Source organism: Herbaspirillum sp. meg3 (assembly GCF_002257565.1).
GTDB lineage: Bacteria > Pseudomonadota > Gammaproteobacteria > Burkholderiales > Burkholderiaceae_D > Herbaspirillum.
Genome location: NZ_CP022736.1, coordinates 4482912 through 4508370, shown reverse-complemented (window position 1 = coordinate 4508370; position 25459 = coordinate 4482912). Strand labels below are relative to the sequence as shown.

Annotated in this window: 20 protein-coding genes; 8 read left to right on the top strand and 12 right to left on the bottom strand. The window is 57.7% G+C overall.

What is annotated here, in order from left to right:
* Positions 1-129: 129 nt before the first annotated feature.
* Positions 130-1173: a phosphoribosylformylglycinamidine cyclo-ligase gene (gene purM, locus hmeg3_RS20275; protein ID WP_094565341.1), complete on the top strand. Its 1044-nt coding sequence runs from the start codon at positions 130-132 to the stop codon at positions 1171-1173.
* A 134-nt stretch (positions 1174-1307) separates the two neighbouring features.
* Here purM and hmeg3_RS20270 read toward each other — a convergent pair whose 3' ends face one another.
* From hmeg3_RS20270 to hmeg3_RS20250, 5 genes are all read right to left on the bottom strand, one after another.
* Positions 1308-2192, bottom strand: coding sequence for a peptidase (locus tag hmeg3_RS20270; protein ID WP_094565340.1), 885 nt, complete (start codon positions 2190-2192; stop codon positions 1308-1310).
* A gap of 154 nt (positions 2193-2346) precedes the next feature.
* Positions 2347-3342, bottom strand: a complete 996-nt coding sequence (locus tag hmeg3_RS20265; protein WP_094565339.1) for an alpha-E domain-containing protein — start codon at positions 3340-3342, stop codon at positions 2347-2349.
* A 3-nt stretch (positions 3343-3345) separates the two neighbouring features.
* Complete coding sequence (locus hmeg3_RS20260) at positions 3346-4761, bottom strand: circularly permuted type 2 ATP-grasp protein (RefSeq protein WP_094565338.1); 1416 nt, start codon at positions 4759-4761, stop codon at positions 3346-3348.
* 262 nt (positions 4762-5023) lie between these two features.
* The gene (locus hmeg3_RS20255; RefSeq protein WP_094565337.1) at positions 5024-5464 is read right to left on the bottom strand and encodes a cupin domain-containing protein; all 441 of its coding nucleotides are present in this window, start codon (positions 5462-5464) and stop codon (positions 5024-5026) included.
* A 163-nt stretch (positions 5465-5627) separates the two neighbouring features.
* Positions 5628-6281, bottom strand: coding sequence for a glutathione S-transferase family protein (locus hmeg3_RS20250; RefSeq protein WP_094565336.1), 654 nt, complete (start codon positions 6279-6281; stop codon positions 5628-5630).
* A gap of 312 nt (positions 6282-6593) precedes the next feature.
* Between hmeg3_RS20250 and hmeg3_RS20245 the strand changes: the two genes are divergently transcribed.
* The 4 genes from hmeg3_RS20245 to hmeg3_RS20230 all read left to right on the top strand — a co-directional run bounded on the left by hmeg3_RS20245 (position 6594) and on the right by hmeg3_RS20230 (position 14828).
* The gene (locus tag hmeg3_RS20245) at positions 6594-7820 is read left to right on the top strand and encodes a polyhydroxyalkanoate depolymerase (RefSeq protein ID WP_094565335.1); all 1227 of its coding nucleotides are present in this window, start codon (positions 6594-6596) and stop codon (positions 7818-7820) included.
* 67 nt (positions 7821-7887) lie between these two features.
* Positions 7888-11283: a DUF2126 domain-containing protein gene (locus hmeg3_RS20240; RefSeq protein WP_094565334.1), complete on the top strand. Its 3396-nt coding sequence runs from the start codon at positions 7888-7890 to the stop codon at positions 11281-11283.
* Between the two features lie 72 nt (positions 11284-11355).
* The gene (locus hmeg3_RS20235) at positions 11356-13890 is read left to right on the top strand and encodes a circularly permuted type 2 ATP-grasp protein (RefSeq protein ID WP_094565333.1); all 2535 of its coding nucleotides are present in this window, start codon (positions 11356-11358) and stop codon (positions 13888-13890) included.
* Positions 13887-14828, top strand: coding sequence for a transglutaminase family protein (locus hmeg3_RS20230; protein WP_094565332.1), 942 nt, complete (start codon positions 13887-13889; stop codon positions 14826-14828). The genes hmeg3_RS20235 and hmeg3_RS20230 overlap by 4 nt, the downstream gene beginning before the upstream one ends.
* Positions 14829-14867: 39 nt before the next feature.
* Here hmeg3_RS20230 and hmeg3_RS20225 read toward each other — a convergent pair whose 3' ends face one another.
* The 5 genes from hmeg3_RS20225 to hmeg3_RS20205 form a co-directional block, all read right to left on the bottom strand.
* The gene (locus hmeg3_RS20225) at positions 14868-16514 is read right to left on the bottom strand and encodes a methyl-accepting chemotaxis protein (protein ID WP_094565331.1); all 1647 of its coding nucleotides are present in this window, start codon (positions 16512-16514) and stop codon (positions 14868-14870) included.
* A gap of 246 nt (positions 16515-16760) precedes the next feature.
* Positions 16761-18803 carry a sodium:solute symporter family protein gene (locus hmeg3_RS20220; RefSeq protein ID WP_094565330.1) on the bottom strand — a complete coding sequence of 681 codons (2043 nt, stop codon included), beginning with the start codon at positions 18801-18803 and terminating at the stop codon, positions 16761-16763.
* On the bottom strand, positions 18793-19110 hold the full coding sequence (locus hmeg3_RS20215; RefSeq protein WP_094565329.1) for a DUF4212 domain-containing protein: 318 nt from the start codon (positions 19108-19110) through the stop codon (positions 18793-18795). The genes hmeg3_RS20220 and hmeg3_RS20215 overlap by 11 nt, the downstream gene beginning before the upstream one ends.
* A gap of 1 nt (position 19111) precedes the next feature.
* A complete protein-coding gene (locus hmeg3_RS20210; protein ID WP_094566474.1) occupies positions 19112-20674 on the bottom strand; it encodes a sensor histidine kinase in 1563 nt (520 codons plus the stop codon).
* Between the two features lie 71 nt (positions 20675-20745).
* On the bottom strand, positions 20746-21462 hold the full coding sequence (locus hmeg3_RS20205; protein WP_094565328.1) for a response regulator transcription factor: 717 nt from the start codon (positions 21460-21462) through the stop codon (positions 20746-20748).
* A gap of 240 nt (positions 21463-21702) precedes the next feature.
* Here hmeg3_RS20205 and hmeg3_RS20200 point away from each other — a divergent pair, with 240 nt between their 5' ends.
* The 3 genes from hmeg3_RS20200 to hmeg3_RS20190 all read left to right on the top strand — a co-directional run bounded on the left by hmeg3_RS20200 (position 21703) and on the right by hmeg3_RS20190 (position 23931).
* Entirely contained in the window at positions 21703-22131 is a 429-nt protein-coding gene (locus hmeg3_RS20200; RefSeq protein ID WP_094565327.1) for a hypothetical protein, read from the top strand.
* A 222-nt stretch (positions 22132-22353) separates the two neighbouring features.
* On the top strand, positions 22354-23310 hold the full coding sequence (locus hmeg3_RS20195) for a Tim44 domain-containing protein (protein WP_094565326.1): 957 nt from the start codon (positions 22354-22356) through the stop codon (positions 23308-23310).
* 198 nt (positions 23311-23508) lie between these two features.
* Positions 23509-23931, top strand: coding sequence for an OsmC family protein (locus tag hmeg3_RS20190; RefSeq protein ID WP_094565325.1), 423 nt, complete (start codon positions 23509-23511; stop codon positions 23929-23931).
* A 99-nt stretch (positions 23932-24030) separates the two neighbouring features.
* Here hmeg3_RS20190 and hmeg3_RS20185 read toward each other — a convergent pair whose 3' ends face one another.
* Entirely contained in the window at positions 24031-24267 is a 237-nt protein-coding gene (locus hmeg3_RS20185; RefSeq protein WP_094565324.1) for a hypothetical protein, read from the bottom strand.
* Between the two features lie 14 nt (positions 24268-24281).
* The gene (locus hmeg3_RS20180; protein ID WP_094565323.1) at positions 24282-25259 is read right to left on the bottom strand and encodes an aliphatic sulfonate ABC transporter substrate-binding protein; all 978 of its coding nucleotides are present in this window, start codon (positions 25257-25259) and stop codon (positions 24282-24284) included.
* Positions 25260-25459: the final 200 nt, after the last annotated feature.

The following is a 25459-nucleotide window of genomic DNA, read 5'->3' as shown; positions in this document are numbered from 1 at the left end:
GGAAATCGGGCTTTAGATGAATCGGTTTGATAAAATCATGGTTTACGCAGTAATTCAGCAGCCTTGCTGGCCGTTTTACTCTTCTACGCTTCAGACCTCTATTTTACCGCCTCTAGTGCCAATATCATCATGACTTCATCATCCAATGTTTCCCTTTCCTACCGCGACGCCGGTGTCGATATCGATGCAGGCGACGCTTTGGTCGAGGCAATCAAGCCTTTTGCCAAGCGTACAACCCGTGAAGGCGTGCTGGGCGGCATTGGCGGTTTCGGCGCCTTATTCGAAATCAGCAAGAAATTCAAAGAGCCGGTACTGGTATCCGGCACCGACGGCGTCGGCACCAAGCTGAAACTGGCTTTCCATCTGAACAAGCACGATACCGTCGGTATCGATCTGGTCGCCATGAGCGTCAACGACATCCTGGTGCAGGGTGCCGAGCCGTTGTTTTTCCTCGACTATTTCGCCTGCGGCAAGCTGGACGTGGCCAGCGCCACCGATGTCATCAAGGGTATCGCCAAGGGTTGCGAACAAGCCGGTTGCGCACTGATCGGCGGCGAAACCGCTGAAATGCCGAGCATGTATCCCGACGGCGAATACGATCTGGCCGGCTTCGCTGTCGGCGCAGTGGAGAAATCCAAACTGATCGACGGCACCAAGATCATCCCGGGCGACGTCGTACTGGGCCTGGCATCGTCGGGAGCGCATTCCAACGGCTATTCGCTGGTGCGCAAGATTCTGGAAGTCGCCAAGCCTGACCTGAACGCGGACTTCCACGGCCGCAAGCTGGCGGATGTGCTGCTCGAACCAACCCGTATCTACGTCAAGCCGCTGCTGGCCCTGATGGAGTCGATGGAAGTCAAGGGCATGGTTCACATCACCGGCGGCGGTCTGGTAGAAAACATCCCGCGCGTGTTGCAAGACAATTTGACCGCCGTGCTGGACAGCAAAGCCTGGACCATGCCGCCGCTGTTCACCTGGCTGCAGCAACATGGTGGCGTGGCTGATGCTGAAATGCATCGCGTCTTCAACTGCGGTATCGGCATGACCGTGATCGTTTCGAAAGAAAATGCAGACGCTGCCGAAGCACAACTGAAAGCGGCCGGCGAGACCGTGTTCCGCATCGGTGAAATCCGTGCACGCGCCGAAGGCGAAGCACAGACGATCGTCGTCTAATCGTTTAGATATCGTTCAGACTTACCGCCCGGGCCGGCATCGGCTCCGGGCAATAAAAAACGGCTGCAAGCAATTGCAGCCGTTTTTGTTTGGGTGACGCTTAATTGCTTAATGATGTGTTCAGTGTTCCGCGTTCAGGCGGGTTGTTGCTCAACATCCGCTTCGCCGTCGCCTGCCAGGGTCTGACGCGTTACCGGTTGTGGATCGCGCACCAGTGCTTCCGGTGGTTGTACGCGCACAGGTTGGCTGTGATCGACTGAGGACGACAAGACATTGAGCGTTGCTTCCGGCGCCGCATCCCAGACCGGATCATCAATGGCTTCAAACACGCGCTTCAATTGCGATCCCCAGCTGCGGCGGATCATCTGGAAGTATTGATTTTGCTCGTCGATGGTGACGAAGCGTGTCACGGCCAGGTCGTTGCTGTTGTAGACCAGAAGATCCAGTGGCAGACCGACCGAGATGTTCGACTTCAAGGTCGAATCCATCGAGATCAGCGCACATTTTGCAGCCTCGTCCAGCGAGGTTTGCGGTGTGACGACGCGGTCGATGATCGGCTTGCCGTACTTGGCTTCGCCAATCTGGAAATAGGTGTTTTCGTCGTGCGATTCGATGAAGTTGCCGGCCGAATACATCTGGAACAAGCGGCAACGCTCGCCCTTGATCTGGCCGCCAAAAATGATGCTGACATTGAAGTCGATACCGAACTTGCCCAACTCTTCCGCATCGCGCTGATGCACGGTGCGAATGGCGTCGCCGAGAATTTGCGCGGCTTCATACATGGAGTGGGCAGTCCAGATGGTGCGGCCTTCGGCGTTGGTCTTTTCTGCCACGATCTGGCGGATCGATTGCGAAATGGAAAGATTGCCAGCCGTCATCATCACCATGACGCGTTCGCCCGGATTCTCGTAGACGTTCATCTTGCGGAATGTGCCGATATGATCGACGCCCGCATTGGTCCGTGAGTCGGATAAGAAGACCAGGCCTTCGTTCAGGCGCATGGCAACGCAATAAGTCATGATGTGAGCTAAAAATGTAAAAGCCGAATTTTACAGGAAGCCCCGCCGACGCTGCGCGTGGGCGGGGCCAAATGTCGTGGTCCTGACACATTATCGGCAAATTTCAGATAATTCTTGAGTGTCTCTGCGTGTCAGATTGGCAAAATGATAAAAATTATGCTGCCAAAGGAACAAGAAAATCTTTGCTGATACGATTTCCCAACTCAAAGATGCGTTCAAGAAACACAGTGAGGTAATCATGCAGACCGGCATCCAGCACTTCTTCGATGCGGCTGAATTTGAGATCTGCATGGAGTTTGCCGGCAAAGCGCTCGGTATCGGCGGAAACATCGTTATGCACGTGTTTCAGATTGCTCAGCACCTGATCCATGCAAGCCGCCAGCGAACGCGGCATGTCGGCGCGCAGGATCAGCAGTTCGGCAACGCGTTCCGGCGTAATGACGTCGCGATAGACCTTGCGATAGATTTCGAAGCCGGACACTGAGCGCAGGATTGCCGCCCAGTAATAGAAGTCGATCTGGCTGTCCTGTCCTTTGCTGTCTTTGGGCAGCAGGCTTTGACTCTGCTGCTGGCTTTGCTTGCCGGTTGCTTCCTTGGCACCGTGGAATTTGACGTCGATGATCCGGGCGGTGTTGTCGGCGCGTTCGAGGAAGGTGCCGAGGCGAATGAAGTGGAATGCTTCATCCTTGAGCATCGTGCCGATAGTAACGCCGCGCGACAGATGCGAGCGATGCTTAACCCACTCGAAGAAATCACTTGGATTTTGCTCCAGCGCATCCGTCTGCAGATAGCCCTGCATCTTGATCCAGGTGGCGTTCTGAATTTCCCATGCTTCGGTCGTCAATGCACCGCGCACGGCGCGCGCATTTTCACGCGCCTGCTTGAGGCAGGAGGCGATCGAAGAAGGATTGCTCGGATCGCGCACCATGAAGTTGATGACATCTTTTTGCGTCAGTGCATCGTACTTCTGGTTATAGCCATACAGCAGCTCCGAGATGCCTAGCACGGCGCGCCAGCCTTGTTCGGCGTCGTCGATCGATTGCGGCAGCAAAGCGGTTTGTACGTGCACGTCCAGCATGCGTGCGGTGTTTTCGGCGCGTTCGGTGTAGCGCGCCATCCAGAACAGGTGGTCAGCGGTGCGGCTCAACATATTTTATTTCTCCAGAATCCAGGTGTCCTTGGTGCCGCCGCCTTGCGACGAGTTCACCACCAGCGAGCCTTCCTTGAGTGCCACGCGCGTCAGGCCGCCCTTGACCATCGAGACGGTTTTTCCTGACAGCACGAAGGGACGCAAGTCGAGATGGCGTGGCGCAATGCCGGATTCGACATAGGTCGGACATACCGACAAGGCCAGCGTGGGCTGAGCGATATAGCCGTCCGGTTTGGCGATCACACGCTGACGGAAATCTTCGATTTCCTGCTTGGTCGACGCCGGGCCGACCAGCATGCCGTAGCCGCCTGCGCCGTGAACTTCCTTGACGACCAGTTTTTCCAGATTGGCGAGCGTGTAGGAAAGGTCTTCCTTCTTGCGGCACTGATAGGTCGGGACGTTGTTGAGGATCGGTTCTTCGGACAGATAAAACTTGATCATGTCCGGTACATACGGATAGATCGATTTGTCGTCCGCCACGCCGGTGCCGATGGCATTGGTCAGTGTGACCTTGCCGGCCCGATAGGCCGACAGCAGACCCGGTACGCCCAGCGACGAATCGGCGCGGAAGGCCAACGGGTCAAGATAATCATCATCGATACGGCGATAAATCACGTCGACACGTTTCGGGCCGCGCGTGGTGCGCATGTAGACCGTGTTGTCCTTGACGAACAAATCTTGTCCTTCGACCAGCTCCACGCCCATTTGCTGCGCCAGGAAGGCATGTTCGAAATACGCCGAGTTGTACATGCCCGGCGTCATCACCACGACGGTTGGATCCACCACGCCGACCGGCGCGACGGAACGCAGATTGTCGAGCAGCATGTCAGGATAATGATCGACCGGTGCAATCTTGTGTCGGGTGAACAGTTCCGGGAACAGCCGCATCATCATCTTGCGGTTTTCCAGCATGTAAGACACACCGGAAGGCACGCGCAGATTATCTTCCAGCACGTAGAACTCGCCTTCGCCGGCACGCACGATGTCCACGCCGGCAATGTGCGCGTAGATGTCGGAGGCGACATCGACGTCTTGCATCTCAGGACGATATTGCGCGTTCTTCAGAACCTGCTCGGCGGGAATGACGCCTGCTTTGATGATTTTCTGACCGTGATAAATATCATGGATGAACATGTTCAGCGCTTTGACGCGCTGCACCAGGCCGGCTTCCAGTTTGCTCCATTCCGCGGCATGGATGATGCGCGGAATAATGTCAAAGGGGATCAGTCTTTCCGTACCTGCATCGTTGCCGTACACCGCGAAGGTAATGCCGACGCGGCGGAAGATCAGGTCGGATTCTGCGCGCTTGCGAACAATGGTTTCAGCGGATTGTGCGGAGAGCCATGCAGCAAATTCATCATAATGCTTGCGTACGGAAACGGCTCCATCGGAATACATCTCATCGAAAAAATTTGCCATAAATTTGCTTCATTTTCTGGTGCTGATGCTGGGGGATTTTGGGGCTTCTGATCAAGCGAATATTATTTGTAGAATCGTATTGGCCGGCATCCTCATCGCTGGTGAACGTAGACACAGACTATCACGCCATTTCCGTTTTTGGACAGCGAAAATTGCGTCAGGTCCGAGCCTGGATTCACACCAGCGATGGCCGCCTTAAGTGGGAATAGATCGTTGAAAATGTCGTTTTCCTTTCAAAGCAAAGATCGCGAAGAGATCAGATTCATGCCCAGGGCGTCGGCGCGGGAACGGCGCAGGGCGCAGGCATATCGATGGTGGTGAAATCGGCCGGGCTGACGATTTCCAGATATTCCATATCCGGGGAATAGTCGAACAGAAAGTGCACGATGCCCGGTCGCTGGTGCACGCAATCGCCGGTCTTTACCAGGGTCACCTGATCCTCATACATGAAGCGCGCCCAGCCTTTGAGCATGATCACGATATGAAAATTGGCTTCGTGCCGATGCCAGCCGGTACCGGTCTCCGGCGCCATGTTGGCCTTGACCAGCTGAGCGATCACCTGACCGCCGGTGGCTGCGGCAATGCCCAGATCCCGGTACAGGAAAAAGTCGCGCAAGCCGCCCGATTCAAACGGCGTGTCGCCCTCACTGACATGAGAAAACACGTTCAAAGCTGTAGGATTTGTTTCGGCTATCGTATTCATCACACTGATCCTTTCTGCGGCGTCCCGCACTTGACGCGATTGAGAATAACGCTGCTGGTGCTGTCTCCTCTTGTTCTTCCCGGTGAGGCCTTGTGTCAAACTTCCGTCACAACTTTCATCGCAACTTCACAACATCGGCCGATGCTGCGGCTCAAATTACGGCCTAAAACTCCACATCCAATTCGTCGATATCTTCCGGCTCTTTCTGGGCCGCGGCAATCCATTCCTTCATTTCCGGCATCGCCATGATGCGTTTGCTGTAGGCCGCGCAGATCGGCTCCAGCGTGACGTCATAGGTGATGAACCGCGTGATCACCGGCGCATACATGGCGTCGGCCATGGTGCGTTCGCCGAACAGGTAGGGGCCGCCATAAGTCGCCAGGCATTCTTTCCAGATGGTAGTGATGCGCTGGATGTCGGCCTGAGCGCGTGACCAGACTTTGAAGTTGGGGAAGTGCGCCTTGAGATTCATCGGCAGCGCCGAGCGCAGGGCACTGAACCCGGAATGCATCTCGCCGCAGATCGCGCGGCAATGCGCACGGGCGGCCTGATCTGCCGGCAGCAGTTTGGCGGCGGGGCGGATTTCGTTGAGGTATTCGGCAATGGCGAGGGTGTCCCAGACAAAGATGTTGCCATGCTTCAGGCTGGGAACAAGAATGGATGAAGACAGCAGCAGGATTTCGGCGCGTGCATCGGGATCGTCCGGCGAGACGATGTCTTCCTGAAACGGCAAGCCTGCAAATTTGGCAAGCAACCAACCACGCATGGACCACGAAGAATAATTCTTGCTGGTGATGCGCAAAGTCGTTTTAGGCATGTCAGTCCTTTATGTGTATGTGTGCTTCTGACTTTGGCGCGTCGATACCTTGACGCGCAGTTTGCGTGGACGCGTCTGTGTTCTACTTTCTTACCTGCTGCTTTTGGCTGCGGTCTTGCAACACGTGTCTTGCCGCATGTTCTGTAACCCTCGTCAGAGGCGGCATGGTGTTGCATATTCGGTACTTGCAAAGGGCGTGCCAGCGACGCGCATGGGAAAGCGGGCGGGCATACCGTGCGGAAGGTCGTGGCGATCAGTGGCATGCATATTGCATCGATGGCAGTACTGGTGAGAACAGAGGGAATGGGTTCTATGACAAATATTTACCAGGCATATCAACAATACGCCGATGCCACCGATCCACTGCGGGCTTCGGCACGTGCAGCCGCACCGTTTCTGGGACATAGCTGGCCGGGCTTTCCGTCCAGCCTGACGCTGCGAAAAATGTCTGCCGCTTACGAAGTATTTGCCCGTACGCAACTGACGCATGTACGTCCGCCCTTCGATATCGATAGCGTGGAGGATAGTGGTCGCACCGTTGCGGTGCAGGAGCAGGTGGTGGATCAGACGCCATTCTGTACACTGCTGCGCTTCCGCAAGGAAACCGCCGCCGAGCAGCCCGCCGTCTTGCTGGTGGCGCCCATGTCCGGGCATTTCGCCACCTTGCTGCGCGGCACCGTCAAAACCTTGCTGCGCGATCATGACGTCTACATCACCGACTGGCACAATGCCCGCGATATCTCGCTGGAGCATGGCCGTTTCGGCCTCGATGAATACGTTTCCCATCTGATTCGCTTCTTGCAGACCATCGGTCCCGGCGCGCACATCGTTGCGGTTTGTCAGCCGACGGTGGCGGCCATCACGGCAGTGGCCGTCATGGCGGAAGACAACGACACCGCCCAGCCACGCAGCATGACGCTCATGGCCGGCCCGCTCGATACGCGTGTCAACCCGACAACCGTCAACGAACTCGCCAAGAGCAAGCCCATCGAATGGTTTGAGCAGAATCTGGTCAGCACCGTGCCGGCACGCCATCCCGGCGGCGGGCGGCGTGTTTACCCAGGATTCATGCAACTGGCGGCATTCATGAACATGAATATCAATCGCCACGTCGATGCATTCCGAAATTTGTACAACTATCTCATCGAGGGGGAAAGCGAAAAAGCCGAGGCAATCAAGGTGTTTTATGAAGAATACTTCGCCATGTCGGATCTGCCGGCGGAGTTTTATCTGGAAACGGTACGCGTCGTGTTCCAGGAGCATGCGTTGCCGCTCGGACTGCTGGAGTACAAAGGCCGTCCGGTCAATCTCAAGGCGATCCGGCGCACTGCATTATTCACGGTAGAAGGTGAAAAAGACGATATCTGCGCCGTCGGCCAGACCGTCGCTGCACAAGATATGTGCAGCAGCATTCGCCCCTACATGCGTTTGCACCATGTGCAGACAGCGGTCGGACACTATGGCGTATTCAATGGACGCCGCTGGGAAAATGAAATCTATCCACGCATGCGGGATTTCATTAATATGCACCACAGGTGATCATTCCCTCGCGCAACCCAATCAACTGTAGTCCATCAGCTCAACTTGTTTGTTGTAAAGGATCTTCATGTCAATTCATGTGGCGCTGAACCATGTCACGTCTTACCGTTATGACCGTGCTATCAATCTTGGACCTCAAATCGTTCGTCTGCGGCCGGCCCCGCATTGCCGCACCCGTATTCTGAGCTATTCCCTGCGCATTCTGCCGGAACCACACTTCATCAACTGGCAGCAGGATCCGCAAGCCAATTACATGGCGCGTCTGGTCTTTCCGGAAAAGACCGAAGAATTCCGTATTGAAGTCGACCTCGTGGCCGAAATGTCGGTCATCAATCCCTTCGACTTCTTCCTTGAGCCGTATGCCGAGCAAATCCCGTTCGAATACGCTGACGAATTGCAAAATGAACTGGCGCCTTATCGCAAGACTTTGCCGCTGACGCCGTTGTTTCAGAAACTACTCGACAGCATTCCGCGTGAAAAAGTGCGTAGCGCCGATTTTCTGGTGGGTTTGAATCAAAAGCTGGCCGACCTCGTCGACTACACCATCCGTATGGAACCGGGCGTGCAGACGCCGGAAGAGACGCTGACCATCGGTTCCGGTTCCTGCCGCGACTCGTCCTGGCTGCTGGTGCAGTTGCTGCGCCATCTGGGCCTGGCTGCGCGTTTCGTCTCCGGTTATCTGATCCAGCTCACCGCCGATCAAAAATCGCTCGACGGCCCGTCGGGACCGGAAGCCGACTTTACCGACCTGCACGCCTGGTGCGAAGTTTATCTTCCCGGCGCCGGCTGGGTCGGCCTTGATCCGACTTCCGGCCTGTTCGCCGGTGAAGGCCATATCCCCTTGTCGTGCACACCCGAGCCGTCATCGGCCGCGCCGGTCAGCGGCATGGTCGATCCTTGCGAAGTGGAGTTCGAACATTCGATGAGCGTGTCGCGCTTTTGGGAAGCGCCGCGCGTCACCAAGCCCTACACCGAAGCGCAATGGAGCGAAATCGAAGAACTCGGCCATGCCATCGACGACGATCTCGACGCACTTGACGTACGCCTGACCATGGGCGGCGAGCCAACTTTCGTGTCGCTCGATCATCCGGACGAGCCGGAGTGGAATACGGCCGCCTTGGGTGACACCAAAAAGCCGCTGGCTGCTGATCTCTACCATCGCATGCGGCAGAAATATGCCGTCAAGGGTTTGCCGCATTTCGGCCAGGGCAAGTGGTATCCCGGCGAGCAGCTGCCACGCTGGGCGCTCAATTGCTACTGGCGTCGCGACGGTCAGCCGATCTGGCACAACCGTGATCTGATCGGTGACGAAACCACGCCGAACGTCACCGACGACAACATCACCGAGCGTTTCCTCAAAGGCGTTGCATCGCGCCTGTCGCTGGACGGCAAGCATGTGTTTTCCGCGTATGAGGACGTGTTCTATTACATGTGGCGCGAGCGCCGCTTGCCGGCTAACGTCGACCCATTTGATTCCAAACTGGAAGATAAGCAAGAGCGTGCGCGACTGCTGCGCGTATTTTCGCAAGGTCTCGACAAGATCGCCGGTCATGTGTTGCCGGTGGCGCGCCGTCCTGACGAAAGCGGTTGGCAGACCGGCGACTGGTTCCTGCGCAGCGAGCGCTGCTATCTGTATCCAGGGGATTCGCCGCTGGGTTACCGCCTGCCACTGGATTCGCAGCCGTGGGTGACCTCGACCGACTATCCGTATGTCTACCCGGAAGATCCCTCGCAACAGTTCCAGTCGCTGCCAGCTGCTGCTGACATTCGCCTGCAATACACCAAACGTCCCTCGCTGACTGGCGCCACCTCGGTTTCTTTCCTGCAGGACTACTACACCACACTGCGCGGTGCGGTGACCGGTAATGGCAAAGGCAGCGGCAATGGCAATGGTGCAAGGACAGGGGCAAGCGGCGGCGTGCCGGGCGCCTTTGAATCGGCGGACTGGATCACGCGCACAGCCTTGTGCGCCGAAGTGCGCAATGGCGTGCTGTATCTGTTCATGCCGCCGCTGGCCAAGATGGAAAGCTATCTTGAGCTGGTCGCCGCGATCGAAGCGACGGCAGAAGAACTCAAACAGCCGGTGTTGATGGAAGGCTACGAGCCGCCGCACGATCCGCGCATCCGCAAGTTCAGCGTCACACCGGATCCGGGCGTGATCGAAGTCAATATTCAACCGGCGTCCAATTGGGCGGAACTGGTCGATCAGACCACGCACTTGTACGAAGCCGGCCGCGAATCGCGACTGACCACCGAAAAGTTCATGCTCGACGGCCACCATTCAGGCACCGGCGGCGGCAACCATATGGTGATGGGCGGCATCACGACCAGTGATTCGCCGTTCCTGCGCCGCCCGGACGTGCTGCGCAGCCTGATCAGCTACTGGCACAACCATCCGTCGCTGTCGTACCTGTTCTCCGGCATGTTCATCGGCCCGACCTCGCAGGCGCCGCGCATCGATGAAGCGCGCAACGATTCCACCGTGGAAATCGAGCTGGCCTTTGCCGAAATGGAAAACCAGATCGCCAAGGGCGGCTGCCCGCCGTGGCTGGTCGATCGTCTGCTGCGCAATCTGCTGATCGACGTGACCGGCAACACGCACCGCGCGGAATTCTGCATCGACAAACTGTATTCGCCCGACAGCGCTACCGGCCGTCTCGGTCTGCTGGAGCTGCGCGCCTTTGAAATGCCGCCGCATGCGCGCATGAGCCTGACGCAGCAACTGCTGCTGCGCGCATTGGTGGCGCGTTTCTGGAAGACGCCTTACAAGCCGCAGCGCCTGGTGCGCTGGGGTACGGAGCTGCACGACCGTTTCCTGTTGCCGCATTTTATCTGGCAGGATTTCAGCGACATCATGGATGACATGCAGGAAGCCGGTTATCCGATGCAGGCAGAATGGTTCGCACCGCACTTTGAATTCCGCTTCCCCAAGATCGGCGACTTTGCCGTCAAGGGCATGGAACTGGAGCTGCGCACCGCGCTGGAACCTTGGCACGTGCTGGGCGAGGAGGGCAGCTCTTCCGGTACGGCGCGTTATGTCGATTCGTCGCTGGAGCGATTGCAAGTCAAGGTCAGCGGCATGGCGAAGGATCGTTATGTGCTTACCTGCAACGGTGTCGCAGTACCGCTGCAACCGACCGGCATCGTCGGCGAGTTCGTCACCGGCGTGCGTTATCGCGCCTGGCAGCCGCCATCAGCCTTGCATCCGACCATCGGTATCGATTCACCGCTGACGTTCGATCTGGTGGATACCTGGAACGGCCGGAGCCTGGGCGGTTGCCAGTACCACGTGGTGCATCCGGGCGGACGCAGTTACGAAACCTTCCCGGTCAATGCTTTCGAAGCGGAAAGCCGACGTCTGGCACGCTATTTCCGTCTCAACCACACACCTGGAAAGATGGAAGTTACCTCTTCAAGACCGTCAATCGAGTTCCCATTTACGTTAGACTTGAGACATTTCTAACGCACCTTGTTTAGCCACCGCCGTTCGTCATTGCTTCACTGCATGACGGCGGCGGTCGCGTCCCCGAACTCTATGTATCAGCGCCTCCTGCAAAGCTATACCGCCGACGCCGATCGTTACGACGAGATGCTGGCTGCCGACGGTCGCTTGCGACCACACTGGCGCACGCTGATCGATCAGCTTGAAAATCTTTCTCCGGAGATGATGCGCCGTCGCGCTGAAGAAGTGCGCGATGCGATCGCCTCCGACGGGATGACATACAACGTCTATGCCGATCCACAAGGCGTCAATCGCCCGTGGGAACTGGATTTGTTGCCGCAGATTGTCGCCGCCGATGAGTGGCAAAAACTGTCAAGTGCCGTTACGCAGCGCGCACGCTTGCTCAATGGCGTGCTCGTGGATCTGTACGGCGAGCAGCAATTGCTGGCCGATGGTTTGCTGCCGCCGGCGTTGGTGTTCGGTCAGCACGGCTATTTGTGGCCGTGCCGCGACGTCCGTCCTCCGGGTGGCGTGCATCTGCATTTGTACGCGATCGATCTGGCGCGCTCCGCGGACGGTACATGGTGGGTGATCGCCGACCGCACGCAAGGTCCTTCCGGTTCCGGCTATGCCTTGCAGAATCGTCAAATCATGACGCGTGCTTTGCCCGAGGCCATGCGCGATATGCACGTGCAACCCTTGCTCAATTACTTCCATGCGCTGCATCAAAGCCTCACGCGTCTGGCGCCGACTTCCGGTGAACCGCCGCTGGTGGTGCTGCTGACACCGGGGCCGTATAACGAAACGTATTCGGAACACGCCTTCCTGGCGCACACACTGGGCTTTCCACTGGTCGAAGGTGTCGACCTGACCGTGCGCGGCGACATGGTCTTCCTGAAGACATTGACCGGCCTGCGGCGTGTGCACGCGATTATGCGCCGTCTGGATGATGACTATTGCGATCCGCTCGAATTGCGTTCGGATTCCGCGCTCGGCATTCCGGGTCTGACGCAGGCGGCGCGCTCCGGCAATGTACTGATCGCCAACGCGCTCGGCAGCGGCGTGCTGGAGTCGACCGCGCTGCACGGTTTTCTGCCGGCGATTTGCCAGCGCCTGCTCGGCGAAGAGCTTGCCTTGCCGGCAGTGGCGTCGTGGTGGTGCGGCGAAAAGCCGGCGCTGGACTACACGCTGGCACATCTGGAAGAGCTGGTAATCATGCCGGCTTTCCCGTCAATGCGTATGCAGCCGGTATTCGGCCATACGCTCAATGCCGCGACGCGCCGTCGCTTGGTTGAAAGCCTGCAACTGCAGCCGCATGCTTACGTCGCGCAAGAATGGGTGCGCCTGTCGCAGGCGCCGGTGCTGTCGCGCAGCGGGGACTATCACCTGACCAACCGCACCGTCAGCCTGCGCGTGTTCGCCGTCGCCGACGGCGAGGGTAGCTATCACGTGATGCCGGGCGGCCTGACGCGCGTGGCTCCACGCCAGCGTCGCGATGTCGTTTCGATGCAGCAGGGCGGCACCAGCAAGGATGTCTGGGTGCTGAGCGAAAAGGCAGATACGGATGACGCTGCCGCCGAGACCGGCGTGGCCGTCGGCCCTGGTGCGATGACTGATCCGGTGTCGCGTACTTCCGAGCTGATCCGCACCACCGTCGACGTCTCGTCGCATGCCGGCGAAAATCTGTTCTGGATGGGCCGCTACGCCGAGCGCACCGACAATCTGGCGCGACTATTGCGCACCACCTTGCAATGCACGGTCGAACCGCAGGCCGACAATCGCGTGATTCTGCGCAGCGTCAGCGAGATTTGTATCCGCCTCGGCATCCTGATGCCGAAATCGGAGCAGGCGCATCCCACCATCACCGCCCTGCAGCAGAGTCTGCAGGCGGCGATTGCGGATCCCAGCGCCAGCGTCAGCGTCGCCACGCATTTACGCCACCTGCATCATTCGGGTTACCAGGTGCGCGAGCATCTGTCGCTGGACAACTGGCATGCACTCAATCGCATGCCGCCGCTGGTGCAGGAAAAAATCAACTCGCCTACGGCCATGCTGCACGTCCTCAACAATGTTATCCAGGGTTGCTCGGGTCTGGCCGGCCATGCATTGGATGACATGACGCGCGATGAAGGCTGGCAGTTCCTGATGATTGGCCGGCACATCGAACGCATGGTGCACCTGGCGGCCCTGTTCGACCAGTTCATGCAACTCGAACCGGCACGCCAGAATGCAGCGTTGACCTGGTTGCTGGAATCGTCGAGCAGCATCGTCACTTATCGCGTGCGTTATCGCCGCACGCCGGAGTGGCTGCAGGTGCTGCACCTGCTGGTGTTCGATGTCAGCAATCCGCACAGCATTGCCTACCAGTTCCGCATGCTGCAGCACTACCTGACCGATATCGCGCAGCAACTCGGCATCCTCAGCATGAACATCCCGGCCCACCTGAGCGAACAGCTCAACAGCTTCGCGTTGCCTGATTTTGCGCGCGACGCGGCGACATCGGAAGCCGCCGGCGAGCGACTCATCCAGCTCATGCGCGAGGCGCGCGGCGCCGGCTTCTCATTGACCGATGATCTGTCTCGGCATTTTTTCACGCCGCTCAGTGCGCCGGTCAGCCAGGGAGTATGACAATGAGCGACGCCACATACCACATCATTCACGAGACCAATTATCAATATGCGGCATCGGTGCGGCTGTCGCATCAGGTGTTGCGCCTGACGCCGCGCTCGCTGCCGTGGCAGACCTGCACTTCGCATTTCATCAATATCCTGCCGGGACCAACCAATCTGATCAACCTGTACACCGACAGCTTCGGCAACGCGCTGCAGTCATTCTCACTGGATCAGGATCACGCCAGCCTAGACGTCTATGCGGAGTCGTGGGTAGAGATTTCATCGCGTTTGTTGCCAGTCGAGACACCGCCTTGGGAGTGGGTCGCAGAGACGCTGTCTTATCACGCCGGCCGCAGCCTGTCGGCCGACATGCTGGAAGCGTCGCGCTTTCTGTTCGAATCTTCGCATGTCAGGATCAAGCGTGAATTTGCCCGTTACGCCGCCGAATGCTTCACGCCGGGATTACCCTTGCTGCGCGGCGTCGAGATGCTGATGAAACGCATCTTCAATGAATTCACTTTCGATCCGGAGGCGACCACCGTGTCGACCCCGGTGACCGACGTGTTCATCAGCAAGCGCGGGGTATGTCAGGACTATGCGCACTTCATGTTGTCCTGCCTGCGCTCCCTGGGTTTGTCGGCGCGTTACGTCAGCGGCTATCTGCTGACGCAGCCGCCACCCGGCCAGCCGCGCCTGATCGGCGCCGATGCGTCCCATGCGTGGGTGTCGGTGTATTGCCCGGGCCAGGACGGCCAGCCGGATTGCTGGATCGACGCTGATCCGACCAACGGTATTTTTCCTGATACCAGCCACATCACGTTGGGATGGGGCCGCGATTTCCTGGACATCTCACCCCTGCGCGGTGTGCTCATCGGCGGTGGCCAGCAAACCATGCAGGTGGCCGTGACAGTGATGCCGGCGGAAGAAAAACCGGGATTGCCTTTCGCCATCTGACGCAGCGAAACAGCAACCCCTTCACGCCGCGCGTTTACATCAAGCGACTTCGACGAGCGACAGATGCGCTCGCCGTTCCGGCGTGACGTCGATTGCGCGATGATGTCTTTCTTCGATGTCGTCGACAATAAAAATATCGACTGCTTTTCTCAGATCTTGCGCCTGATCCTGGAGGGATTGCGCTGCGGCTGCCGCTTGTTCCACCAGGGCGGCGTTTTGCTGGGTCACTTCGTCCATTTGCACAATGGCATGACTGATTTCCTGCAAGCCGGTGCTTTGTTCCCGACTGGCCGCCGCAATCTCGTTGACTACCTCAGTCACGTTCCCGATGCTCGTCACCACGTCCTGCATTGCTCGTCCTGCATCAGCGACAAGATGGTTGCCCACTTCGATGTCGGCCGCCGAGTTCTGGATCAGGCTCTTGATTTCTCTTGCGGCAGTAGCGCTGCGCCGAGCCAGTTCCTGTACCTCTGTAGCAACGACGGCAAAACCGCGGCCTTGCTCGCCGGCGCGGGCGGCCTCCACGGCAGCATTCAACGCCAGCAGATTGGTCTGGAAAGCAATGCCATCAATCACGGCAATAATGTCGATGATCTGTGTTGAAGAATTGCTGATGACGCCCATGGTTTTGACAACCTCAGCGACCGCGTTACTGCTTTGTGTTGCGGTCGCTGCGGCCATCGTCGCGAGCTCATTGGCCCGGCGTGCGTTGTCGGCGTTTTGCTGCACTGTCGCCGTCAGCTGCTCCATGGCTGATGCCGTCTGTTCCAGAGCGCCAGCCTGTTCCTCCGTGCGTGCGGATAAGTCGAGGTTGCCGGAGGCAATTTCGGTCGTGGCGGTGGCAATATTCTGGGCGCCGAGACGAACCCTGCGCACGATGGCAAGCAGGCTGGCGTTCATCGTTTTCATTGCCGTGAGCAAGCTGGCAATATTTTCGTCGTCCGGCTCTACCGTTGTCGTCAGGTCGCCGGATGCGATTCTTTGCGCGACCGTTGTTGCATAGGCAGGCTCGCCGCCGAGTTGGCGCAGCACGCTGCGTGTGACCATCACTGCCGCAACAATACCTACGAGGAGCGACGCAGCGCCTGCAAGCAGCATGCTGGCATAAGCAAGTTGATAAACCTTTTCCGCATCGTGGTTAGCTTCGCTGCTGAGGCGGTCTTCGAGCGCCACCAGTTGTTCCAGCAGCTGACGTCGCTCCGCCTGCAGAGCTGGCAGGATACCGTTCAGCAAATTACCGACGACGGCGCTGTCGTTATGTGCCGCGCCGTTGATAAGTTGTGTCAGGATCGGCATGGCCTTTTCTGTTTTGACTCTGATCAGGACAATGGCGGATTTCTCCTCAGGCATCGTCTCTTTCTGGGTCTCAAACATTTTGCTCAGACGAGATTCAGCTGCAAGATAGCTTTGCGTATGTTTTTCAAGCAACAAACCTTGCTGTTGCAGAACGTCGGGACTCTTCGCCAGCGCCATGTTGCGCAGCGAAAGCGATTGTTCGTAAAGCGCGGCGCGCATGGTCGAGAGCTCGCGAATCTCTGTGTTGTTGACGTCGGTGATAAGGCTGATTTTTTGGTGCATTTCACGCATGCCGACGATGCCTGTTGCAAGGATCGCAGAGAGCAAAATAAGAATCAGGGAGAAAGCCAGGCCAAGTCGCACAGCGACCGTCGTAGTGGAAAATTTCATGTCACGCCCTTTCGTCTATTGACGTCAATAGGAAACATTGCACGCAGGTGCGTGCAAACATATTTCGAGGGGAGCGTGTGCTGTACTGCTCTGCGGTTACGCGCGTGGCGTGTCGATGGCGTACTTAATGAAGAGCAATTCTATCGATACTTTCCTGGCGTCAATACTGAGATATGGCGGGTGTTTCTGCGGGTGTTTTCGATCGAATATTCAATATACCGAGTACGCATAAAAAGGAGGGCGACTTTACGGCGCGCGGATGTGATCAATCAGCGCCATCGTTCGTTCATCCGGGGGGGGCGTCAGCAAGCTCACGATGATCAGTGCTGTGATGCCGACCGGCACGCCGAAAATGCCGGCCGAGATCGGTGCGATGTGGAACCACTGATTTGCGGCATGCCCGCCAAAGGCTGGATGGGTATGCAGCATGTAATACACGCACATCACAAAGCCGCTGATGATGCCTGCAATGGCTCCGGCCTGATTGGCGCGCTTCCAGAATATGCCGGCCACCAGTGCCGGGAACAACGTCGACGCTGCAAGCGAAAACGCCACGCCAACCATCGACAGAATGTCTCCCGGTTTCAGCGATGCGGCATACGCCGCCAGCAAGGCCACCACCAACAACAGCAATTTGGAAATCGTGACGCGCTTTTGCGACGACGCCGCCGGATCAACCACCTTGTAGTACACGTCATGTGACAGCGCATTGGAAATCGTCAGCAGTAATCCATCGGCAGTCGACAAGGCTGCGGCCAGACCACCGGCAGCCACCAGCCCCGAGATGAAATACGGCAAGCCGGCAATTTCCGGCGTGGCCAGCACGATGATGTCGCCGTCGAGGGCAATCTCGCCAAGCTGTACGATGTTGTCGTGATTGAGGTCGTTGATGCTGACCAGCGGATTGACCTTGTCGATGTTCGCCCAGTAGTACACCCAGTCAGGCAGGTGGGCATAATTGCTGCCGACCAGTGAGGTGTAAATGTCGTACTTCACCAGGATCGCCAGCGCCGGCACCGTGATGTAAATCAGCATGATGAAGAAGAGTGTCCAGAATACCGACTTGCGTGCCTCGTGGACTGTCGGCGTCGTGTAGTACCGCATCAGGATGTGCGGTAGTGCGGCCGTGCCGAGCATCAGGCAGAACACCAGCGCGAGAAAATTATTGCGCTTGATTTCGGAGGCTTCTTCATCCTTTCCGGGGAAGGGTTCGGTCTGCGACACCGGCGGCTGAGCGCGTGCGAGGTTGTACGCTTTGGCGTCGTTCCATTTACGTTCGGCTTCGTCTACGGTTTTGGGATACGCAGTCAATGCCCGGCTTGCGCTTTTTATGTCTGCCAACGATGCATGGCTGTTGCGTTTGACTTCTTCGATGTGATGTTGCGCATCAATGCGGCCTTCTTCCCACGAGCGCGGCAGGTTCTTGAGTTTTTTGTCGAAGTCGTCTGCGCGTGCCTGGAAGATCGCGCTTACTTCCTTTTCTTTCGGATCGTCGGCGATGCGTTTCTCGGCTGCGTTCAGCTTGGGCAGCACGGAGCCATAGGCCACTTGCGGTACAGGTACGCTGGTGTGTTTGGCCGACAGCCAGATGACCGGGATCAGATAGGCGAACAGGATGATGATGTATTGCGCTACCTGGGTCCAGGTGATCGCACGCATGCCGCCAAGGAAGGAGCACACCAGAATGCTCGCCAGTCCCAGAAAAATGCCGATCGAAAAATCGATGCCGGTGAAACGCGAGGTGATCAATCCGACGCCGTAGATCTGCGCCACCACATAGGTGAAGGAAATGATGATGGTCGCAATCACTGCCAGGATGCGCACGAAGTTGCCGCTGTACCGGCCGGCATAACGTTCCGCAAGGAAGTCGGCGATCGTGTACTGGCCGAACTTGCGCAGATAAGGTGCGATCAGCAGTGCCACCAGGCAGTAGCCGCCGGTCCAGCCCATGATGTAAGCCAGTCCGTCGAAGCCTTGCAGATACAGTCCGCCGGCAAGACTAATGAAGGTCGCTGCCGAGATCCAGTCCGCCGCTGTCGCCATACCGTTGAAAAGCGCCGGCACGCGTCGGCCGGCGACATAGTACTCGGGCACATCGGAAGTGCGGCAGACAACACCGATGCCCGCATACAAGGCAATCGTGACAAACATGAACAGATACCCGATCCATGCGCGCGGCATGCCTTCGTGTTCCAGCACCGCCAGCACCAGCAGGAAGAGGATGAAGCCGACCGTGTACCACGCGTAATACTTGCTCAGGCGGCGGAAAAACTGTTTGTTAGTCTCCATGCATCTGCTCGCTGTGAAGGTGCAACTGGCGCTCGGCGCGGCGCATCCGGATGGTGTACACCACGACGATGGCGAGATAGACCAGCATGATGCCTTGCGCCGCCATATAAAACGACAGCGGCCAGCCGAACAGATTGACCCGGTTCAGCTGACGTGCAAAAAACACGGCAACGAAAGTCACCACAAACCACAGACCCAGCAGGGCCAGCGTCAGTCGGCGTGTCTTGTCCCAATAGGCGGCCGGCGTCATGGGCGCTGCAGAAGCGACCGGCGCCGAGGGCGGTGAGGAGGGGATCTTCTCAGTCATGTCAGCCGATGTCGTCAATGAAAGCCTGGCGCGGGGTCATGCGCAAGACCACGCGGAACAGACAGCCCGGCGCCTTCGGATCCTGGCTGCGCGGATTGTTGTGAATCTCTACCGTGGCATCGTGCTGCAGCGCAATCTCACGCACGATCGCCAGTCCCAGTCCGCTGCCTGCTGCGTGCGTACCTAGGATGCGATAGAAGCGTTCGAATACGTGCTTGCGCTCAGCCGGTGCGATGCCAGGGCCGGTGTCTTCCACTTCGAGGAAGGCCAGACCGCTTTCGTCGTCGTCGCGCGCGCGTACCGTCACGCTGCCTAACGCAGGCGTGTAGTGCAGCGCATTGTCGAGCAGGTTGTTGAGCAGTTCGCGCAGCATGATCGGATTGCCGGAAATCATGATCGGATGGCCGGGCTGCTCAAAACCCAGATCGATGCGTTGCGTGAACGACATCGGTACCCAATCCTGCACCACCGTGCGTGCCAGTTCGGACAATTCCAGCGGCTGGAAGGGCGACGTCTCGGGCGTTTGATTTTCGGCGCGCGCCAGCGACAGCAACTGATTGACCAGCCGCGTCGCGGACTCAGAGCTTTTGGCGAGTTGTTCCAGCGAACGGTGGACATCGGCCTGATCCGTCTGGCGCAGCGCAAGTTCGGATTGCATGCGCATGCCGGCCAGCGGTGTCTTCATCTGATGTGCGGCATCGGCGATGAAACGTTTTTGCAGCGCGATGGTTTGCGACAGCCGCGCCAACATGTCGTTGAGTGAACGCACCAGCGGCGAGATTTCTTCCGGCACCTGGCCGGAGTCGATGGGGCTGAGATCGTCAGGGCGCCGTGCACGGATACGCTGCTGCAATTCGGACAGCGGAGACAGACCGCGCGACAGCGCAAACCATACCAGCGCCAGCGCCACCGGCAGGATGACGAATTGCGGCAGGATCACACCCTTGATGATTTCGTTGGCGAGCTGCGCACGCTTTTCCAGCGTCTCCCCGACTTGCACTGTCGCCAGGCGCGGCTCTTTTGACGAGGCTGCGCGTTGCTCGGACGTGCGGCGCAGGTCGACCTGCGTATAAGCGATGCGGACGTCGTTGCCATGCAGGATGTCGTTGCGAAACATCACCGTGCCGATACTCAGCTTGTCGTCATCGGTCGGCGGCAGCGGCATGTCGCGATCCCCCTCGACGAACTCGCCGCGCGGGCTGGTGATCTGGAAGTAGATGTTGTCGATGTCGTCGGCACGCAGCAGATCGCGCGCCGATACCGGCAAACGTGCGACGGTCTTGCCGTTGACTTCAGAGACCTGTTGCGCGAGTACCGTGACGCTGTCTTCGAGGGCACGGTCGAACGGCTGGTTGGCGATGGATTGGGCGATCAGGTAAGTGATGGCGATACTCATCGGCCACAACAGCAACAGTGGCGCCAGCATCCAGTCGAGAATTTCACCGAACAGTGAGCGTTGAATGCGTTCTTCCGGTTGCGTGGCGATGGCGGCACGGCGCTTGCCTTTGGCGGAGGCAGGTGGTGGCGAAGTCGCGCCGGCGGCGGCGTCGCGTACGTCAGGCATGCATTTCACCTGCAGGCGTGCCGGCACAAGCCGTGCAAAGGACGTTCAATGGAGAAAAGTAAAAAAGAGTCTCAGACGTTGGCGGCAACGCCGGTGCCGGTGCTGGTGCTGGCGATCGAGTCGGGTAGTTTTTCGAGGCAATAGCCCAGTCCGCGCACCGTCGCAATGCGGATGCCGCCGACTTCGATTTTCTTGCGCAGACGGTGGACATAGACTTCGATCGCATTATTGCTGACTTCCTCGCCCCATTCGCATAGATGATCCACCAGCTGTTCTTTGGAAACCAGCCGCCCGGTACGCTGCAATAATACTTCGAGCAGGCCCAGTTCGCGTGCAGAAAGATCGAGCATTTGTTCGCCGATGTAGGCGATGCGGCCGACCTGGTCGTAACTGAGCGAACCATGTTTGATCACCGTTGGTCCGCCGCCGGCGCCACGCCGGGTCAGGGCGCGCACGCGCGCTTCCAGCTCGGACAAGGCAAACGGCTTGGCCATGTAATCATCGGCGCCCAGATCGAGGCCTTGTACGCGTTGCTCGACCGAGTCGGCCGCGGTGAGGATCAGCACCGGCAGCCGGGAGTTGCGCGCGCGCAGGCGGCGCAATACTTCCAGCCCGGACATTTTGGGCAAGCCCAGATCCAGGATCAGCAAATCAAAATCTTGAGTGGACAAGGCGGAATCAGCTTCCACACCATTCTTGACGCAATCCGCCGCATAACCGGAATGACGCAGCGAGCGCGTCAACCCATCGGCCAGAACACTGTCATCTTCTGCAAGCAGGATACGCATGGTTAGATCCGCAGGAGTATGCGGCGTTGTCTCGTGTTTTATAAGAATACTGCAATACTTTTTCTGCATATTCTACTAAATCGAAGGTCATTGCAACGCATAATCGTACTGGTTTTGCGCTAAAACAAGCCTCGGCGATTTACTTTGGTTTTTTTGACTAAGCCCTTGATAAGTCAGCGTAATGCCCGCATCTGACCTGACTCTTGGTATAATTTTCCTGTTAATAGTCTGAAAACCTCAATGAAGCGTCTGTTTGCCCTCTTGTTGATCTGTCTGCTGCCCATGCAAGTATTTGCAGGGATGCTGACGTACAAGACCGGCATTGACTCTGCCGCGCTGGAATTTCAGGTGCAGCAACAGCAAATGCTGGAAATGCAGCGTTTGCTGACAGAAGTCGCCGGCGCTGGCCAGACCGCTGCCGACGATCAGCAAATTCTGGCTGGCCAGTCCGATCAGATTGATCAAACCAGCCAAGCCGACCGTGACGACGATACGTCGTATGCGGATAGTGAAGATTTTTCCAATCACGCCGGTGTCGGCGACGAAACCGTGCTCAATCCGACACTGGCTTTTATCGTTGATTCGGCCACATTGGCGCCGGCGCTGCGTAGCGACGACGCACGTCAACCTCCTTTCCTCCCTCCCGCCGGCCGTCCGCCGCGGGTCTGATTCCCTTCTTGCCGTTCGCGGCAATTCCCGGTCTTCGTCCGCAGTGCGGCGATAGCTGACGGCACGCGTCTTCTTCATTTCGTTTGGTGATTGTTTGCGTCGTGTTCGTCGCACCTGCTGCATCTGATCCGATGCCTTGACCCGGGTTGTTTTACTACCGGTTTTTATTGCTTTACGGCCGATGCGACCGCCTTCGCATCACATTCCATCTCAGGAGATAGCATGAAAAAAGTATTTGTCGCGCTGATAGTGGCTGCGATGACCCTATCAATTGGCGTAAGCAGCGTCGAGGCCAAGCGTCTCGGCGGCGGCGGCTCGTTCGGCAAGCAGTCGTCGGGCGCCAGCCGTCAGGCACAAAGCCCGATGCAGCAGAACCAGGCCGCGCCTGCCAAGCCTGCTGCGCCTGCAGCAGCACCGGCTGCCGCTGCGCCGAAGCCTAGCCCATGGAAGGGTATCCTCGGCGGTGCGCTGCTGGGCCTGGGTCTGGGCGCATTGTTGTCGCACTTCGGTCTCGGCGGCGCCATGGCCAGCATGATCAGCACCATCTTGATGGTAGCTTTGCTGGCGTTCGCTGCGATGTTCATCTACCGCATGTTCCGCCGCAAATCGGAAGGCAACAGCAACGAGCGTCCGGCGTATGCGTCGGGCTCGGCACCTGGTGCTGACCAAGGCAATTCCACACCGGCGATCGGTTCCTTGCTGGAACCGGCACAGCCACCGAAGGCGCTGCAAGGCACTTCTTTCGGTAGCGGTGCTACTGCTGTCGGCATGGGTGCTGCGGCTGCGGAGCAGTCGTCTTACGGTATCCCTGCCGACTTCGATACGGTTGGTTTTGTGCGCAATGCCAAGACTTACTTTATCCGTCTGCAAGCTGCCTGGGACAAGGGCGATGCCAACGATATCCGTGAATTCACGACGCCGGAAATGTTCGGCGAACTGAAGCTGCAATTGCAGGAACGCGGTGCGTCGGCCAACCAAACCGACGTGGTGTCGCTGGATGCCGATATGCTGGGCGTGGAAACAGTCGGCAACGACTACCTGGCCAGCGTGAAATTCTTTGGTTTCATCAAGGAAGATCCAGCTTCGTCGCCAACGCAGTTCAACGAAATCTGGAACCTCTCCAAACCTGTCTCCGGCAACGGCGGCTGGGTGTTGGCTGGTATTCAGCAACTGTCGTAATGTGTTGATCGCTGGTCGGATCGCTCCGATCAAGCTGAAAAGCCGCTCTTCGGAGCGGCTTTTTTTATGCTCGTTTAGCTTTCTTATTTCCCCTTATTTTTCCTTCTTCCGCAACTCTTACGTCCGGTTGCGCGCTTGTCCTATGCCGCATCGTTGGCGACGGCCGCATGATGGTGTTTTGTGCAAAAGGAGAACACCATGCAACGACAAGCTTCCGCCGTCTGGAACGGCAGTCTGAGAGACGGTAAGGGTTCATTGACTACGGAGAGCAAGACGCTGGATGCAACCCAGTATTCGTTTTCAACACGTTTTGAAAACGGCGTCGGCACCAATCCCGAGGAGTTGATTGCGGCAGCGCATGCAGGCTGTTTTTCCATGGACTTGTCGAGTCGTCTGGGCAAGGCCGGTCTTGGCGTCGAACGCATCGACACCAATGCAACGTTAACGCTGGAGAAGGTGGAGGATGGTTTTTCCATCACGGCGATCGTGCTGGATGTGAAAGCCAAATTGCAGAATCCGGATCAGGCCAAATTCGACGAGGCGGTCGATGCTGCGAAGAAAGGCTGTCCGGTGTCAAAGGTGCTGAAAGCCGACATCAGCGTGCGTGCCAGCCTCGCCTGATGGTTATTGGTAGCCGACAATGAATGTGAAATGGATAGTGGGTGATCAGGATTGATCTGATAATCAATTGCTGTCGATTCTTGTCATGACGTTTGTGTGTCAGCGTGAACCGAAACGAGAGGGCGGTAGCCTGTCGGGTTGCCGTTCTTGCGACGGCTCTTCTTCCTGAGGAATCGTTTGGAACTGATTCGCGGTTTTTGTTGCGACCCTTGTCTCTTTGACGGTGCAATCACACGGCGGAATGTCGTCTTGCTCTTTTCCGCGCAGAGGAAAACGCAATGCCAGCGGTACGGCAATGATCGCCAGTGCTGCTGTTGTTGCATCGAGCCAGTCCATTTTTTTTGTGTGGATCAGGTCGCTGCTGCGGCCGGTTTCCAGATTGCCACGTCGGTGGCATTGACTTTCTTCGGCAGCAGGCCCGCAGCAAAAAACGTATCAGCGATACGTTGCTGTTCGCCCAGCGCGTTGACCACTACCGTCCGTACGTCGTAGCTGCGGCGGCTATTGGCCAATTCAATGGTCGGCGCGTCCAGACCCCAGAGCGGGGCAAGGAAGGTAGCCGCTTCCTTCGGATTTTGGCGTACCCATAATCCAGTTTTCTTCAGTTCATTGAATACGATTGCCAGCACGTCAGGATGTGCGTCGGCAAAAGGCGTCGATGCCAGGTAATAACGCTGATAATCAGCGACGTTGCGGCCATCGGAAAGTACGCGCACTTGTGTCTGCTTCTGCACACCTGCAAGGAAGGGATCCCAGGTGACCCAGGCGTCCACGCTGCCACGTTCAAATGCAGCACGGCCGTCGGCCGGGGTGAGATACGCAACCTCAATATCACTGAACTTCAGGCCCGCTTTTTCGAGTGTGGCAATCAGCAGGTAATGAACGCCTGCCGCTTTTGTGACGGCAATCTTCTTGCGCTTGAGATCGGCGACTGTTTTGATCGGCGAATCGGCACGCACGATGATGGCTTGTGCCGATGGCGAAGGCGCTTCCTGCGCAACATAGGTCAATTTTGCGCCTGCAGCCTGTGCAAATACCGGCACGGTATCGGCCACATCGGCACTGAGATCCACCCCGCCGACATTGAGCGCTTCGAGCAAGGGCAGACCGCTGGAAAACTCATGCCAGCTGATTTTGACGTTGAGCGGCGCCAGCAATTTCTCCAGCGTACCGTTAGTCTTGATGATGGTGAGCAGGGTGGAGGATTTCTGATAGCCGATACGCAGCGGCGTGGTTTTGGCGCTTTGTGCAAATGCGGGCAATGCAAAGCTTGCAGTGCCGGTAGCGCTCAGCAGAGCGATGGCCTGGAGCAGGCGACGGCGTTCCATGTTGTTTTTTCCCTTTTTGATCGAATCCGGCTGGCAATTGAGGGACAACTGAAATTCAATTGGCAGAAAACTGCGGACACGTTGAGACCGACTCTACGGATGAAGTCTGAGGAAAAGAACGATTTTTTTCGCGCTTGCTTATTTGCTCAGCGCATGTACTGCAGGGGTATTGGACGAAGCAGGAGATCGAGCCGGCACAC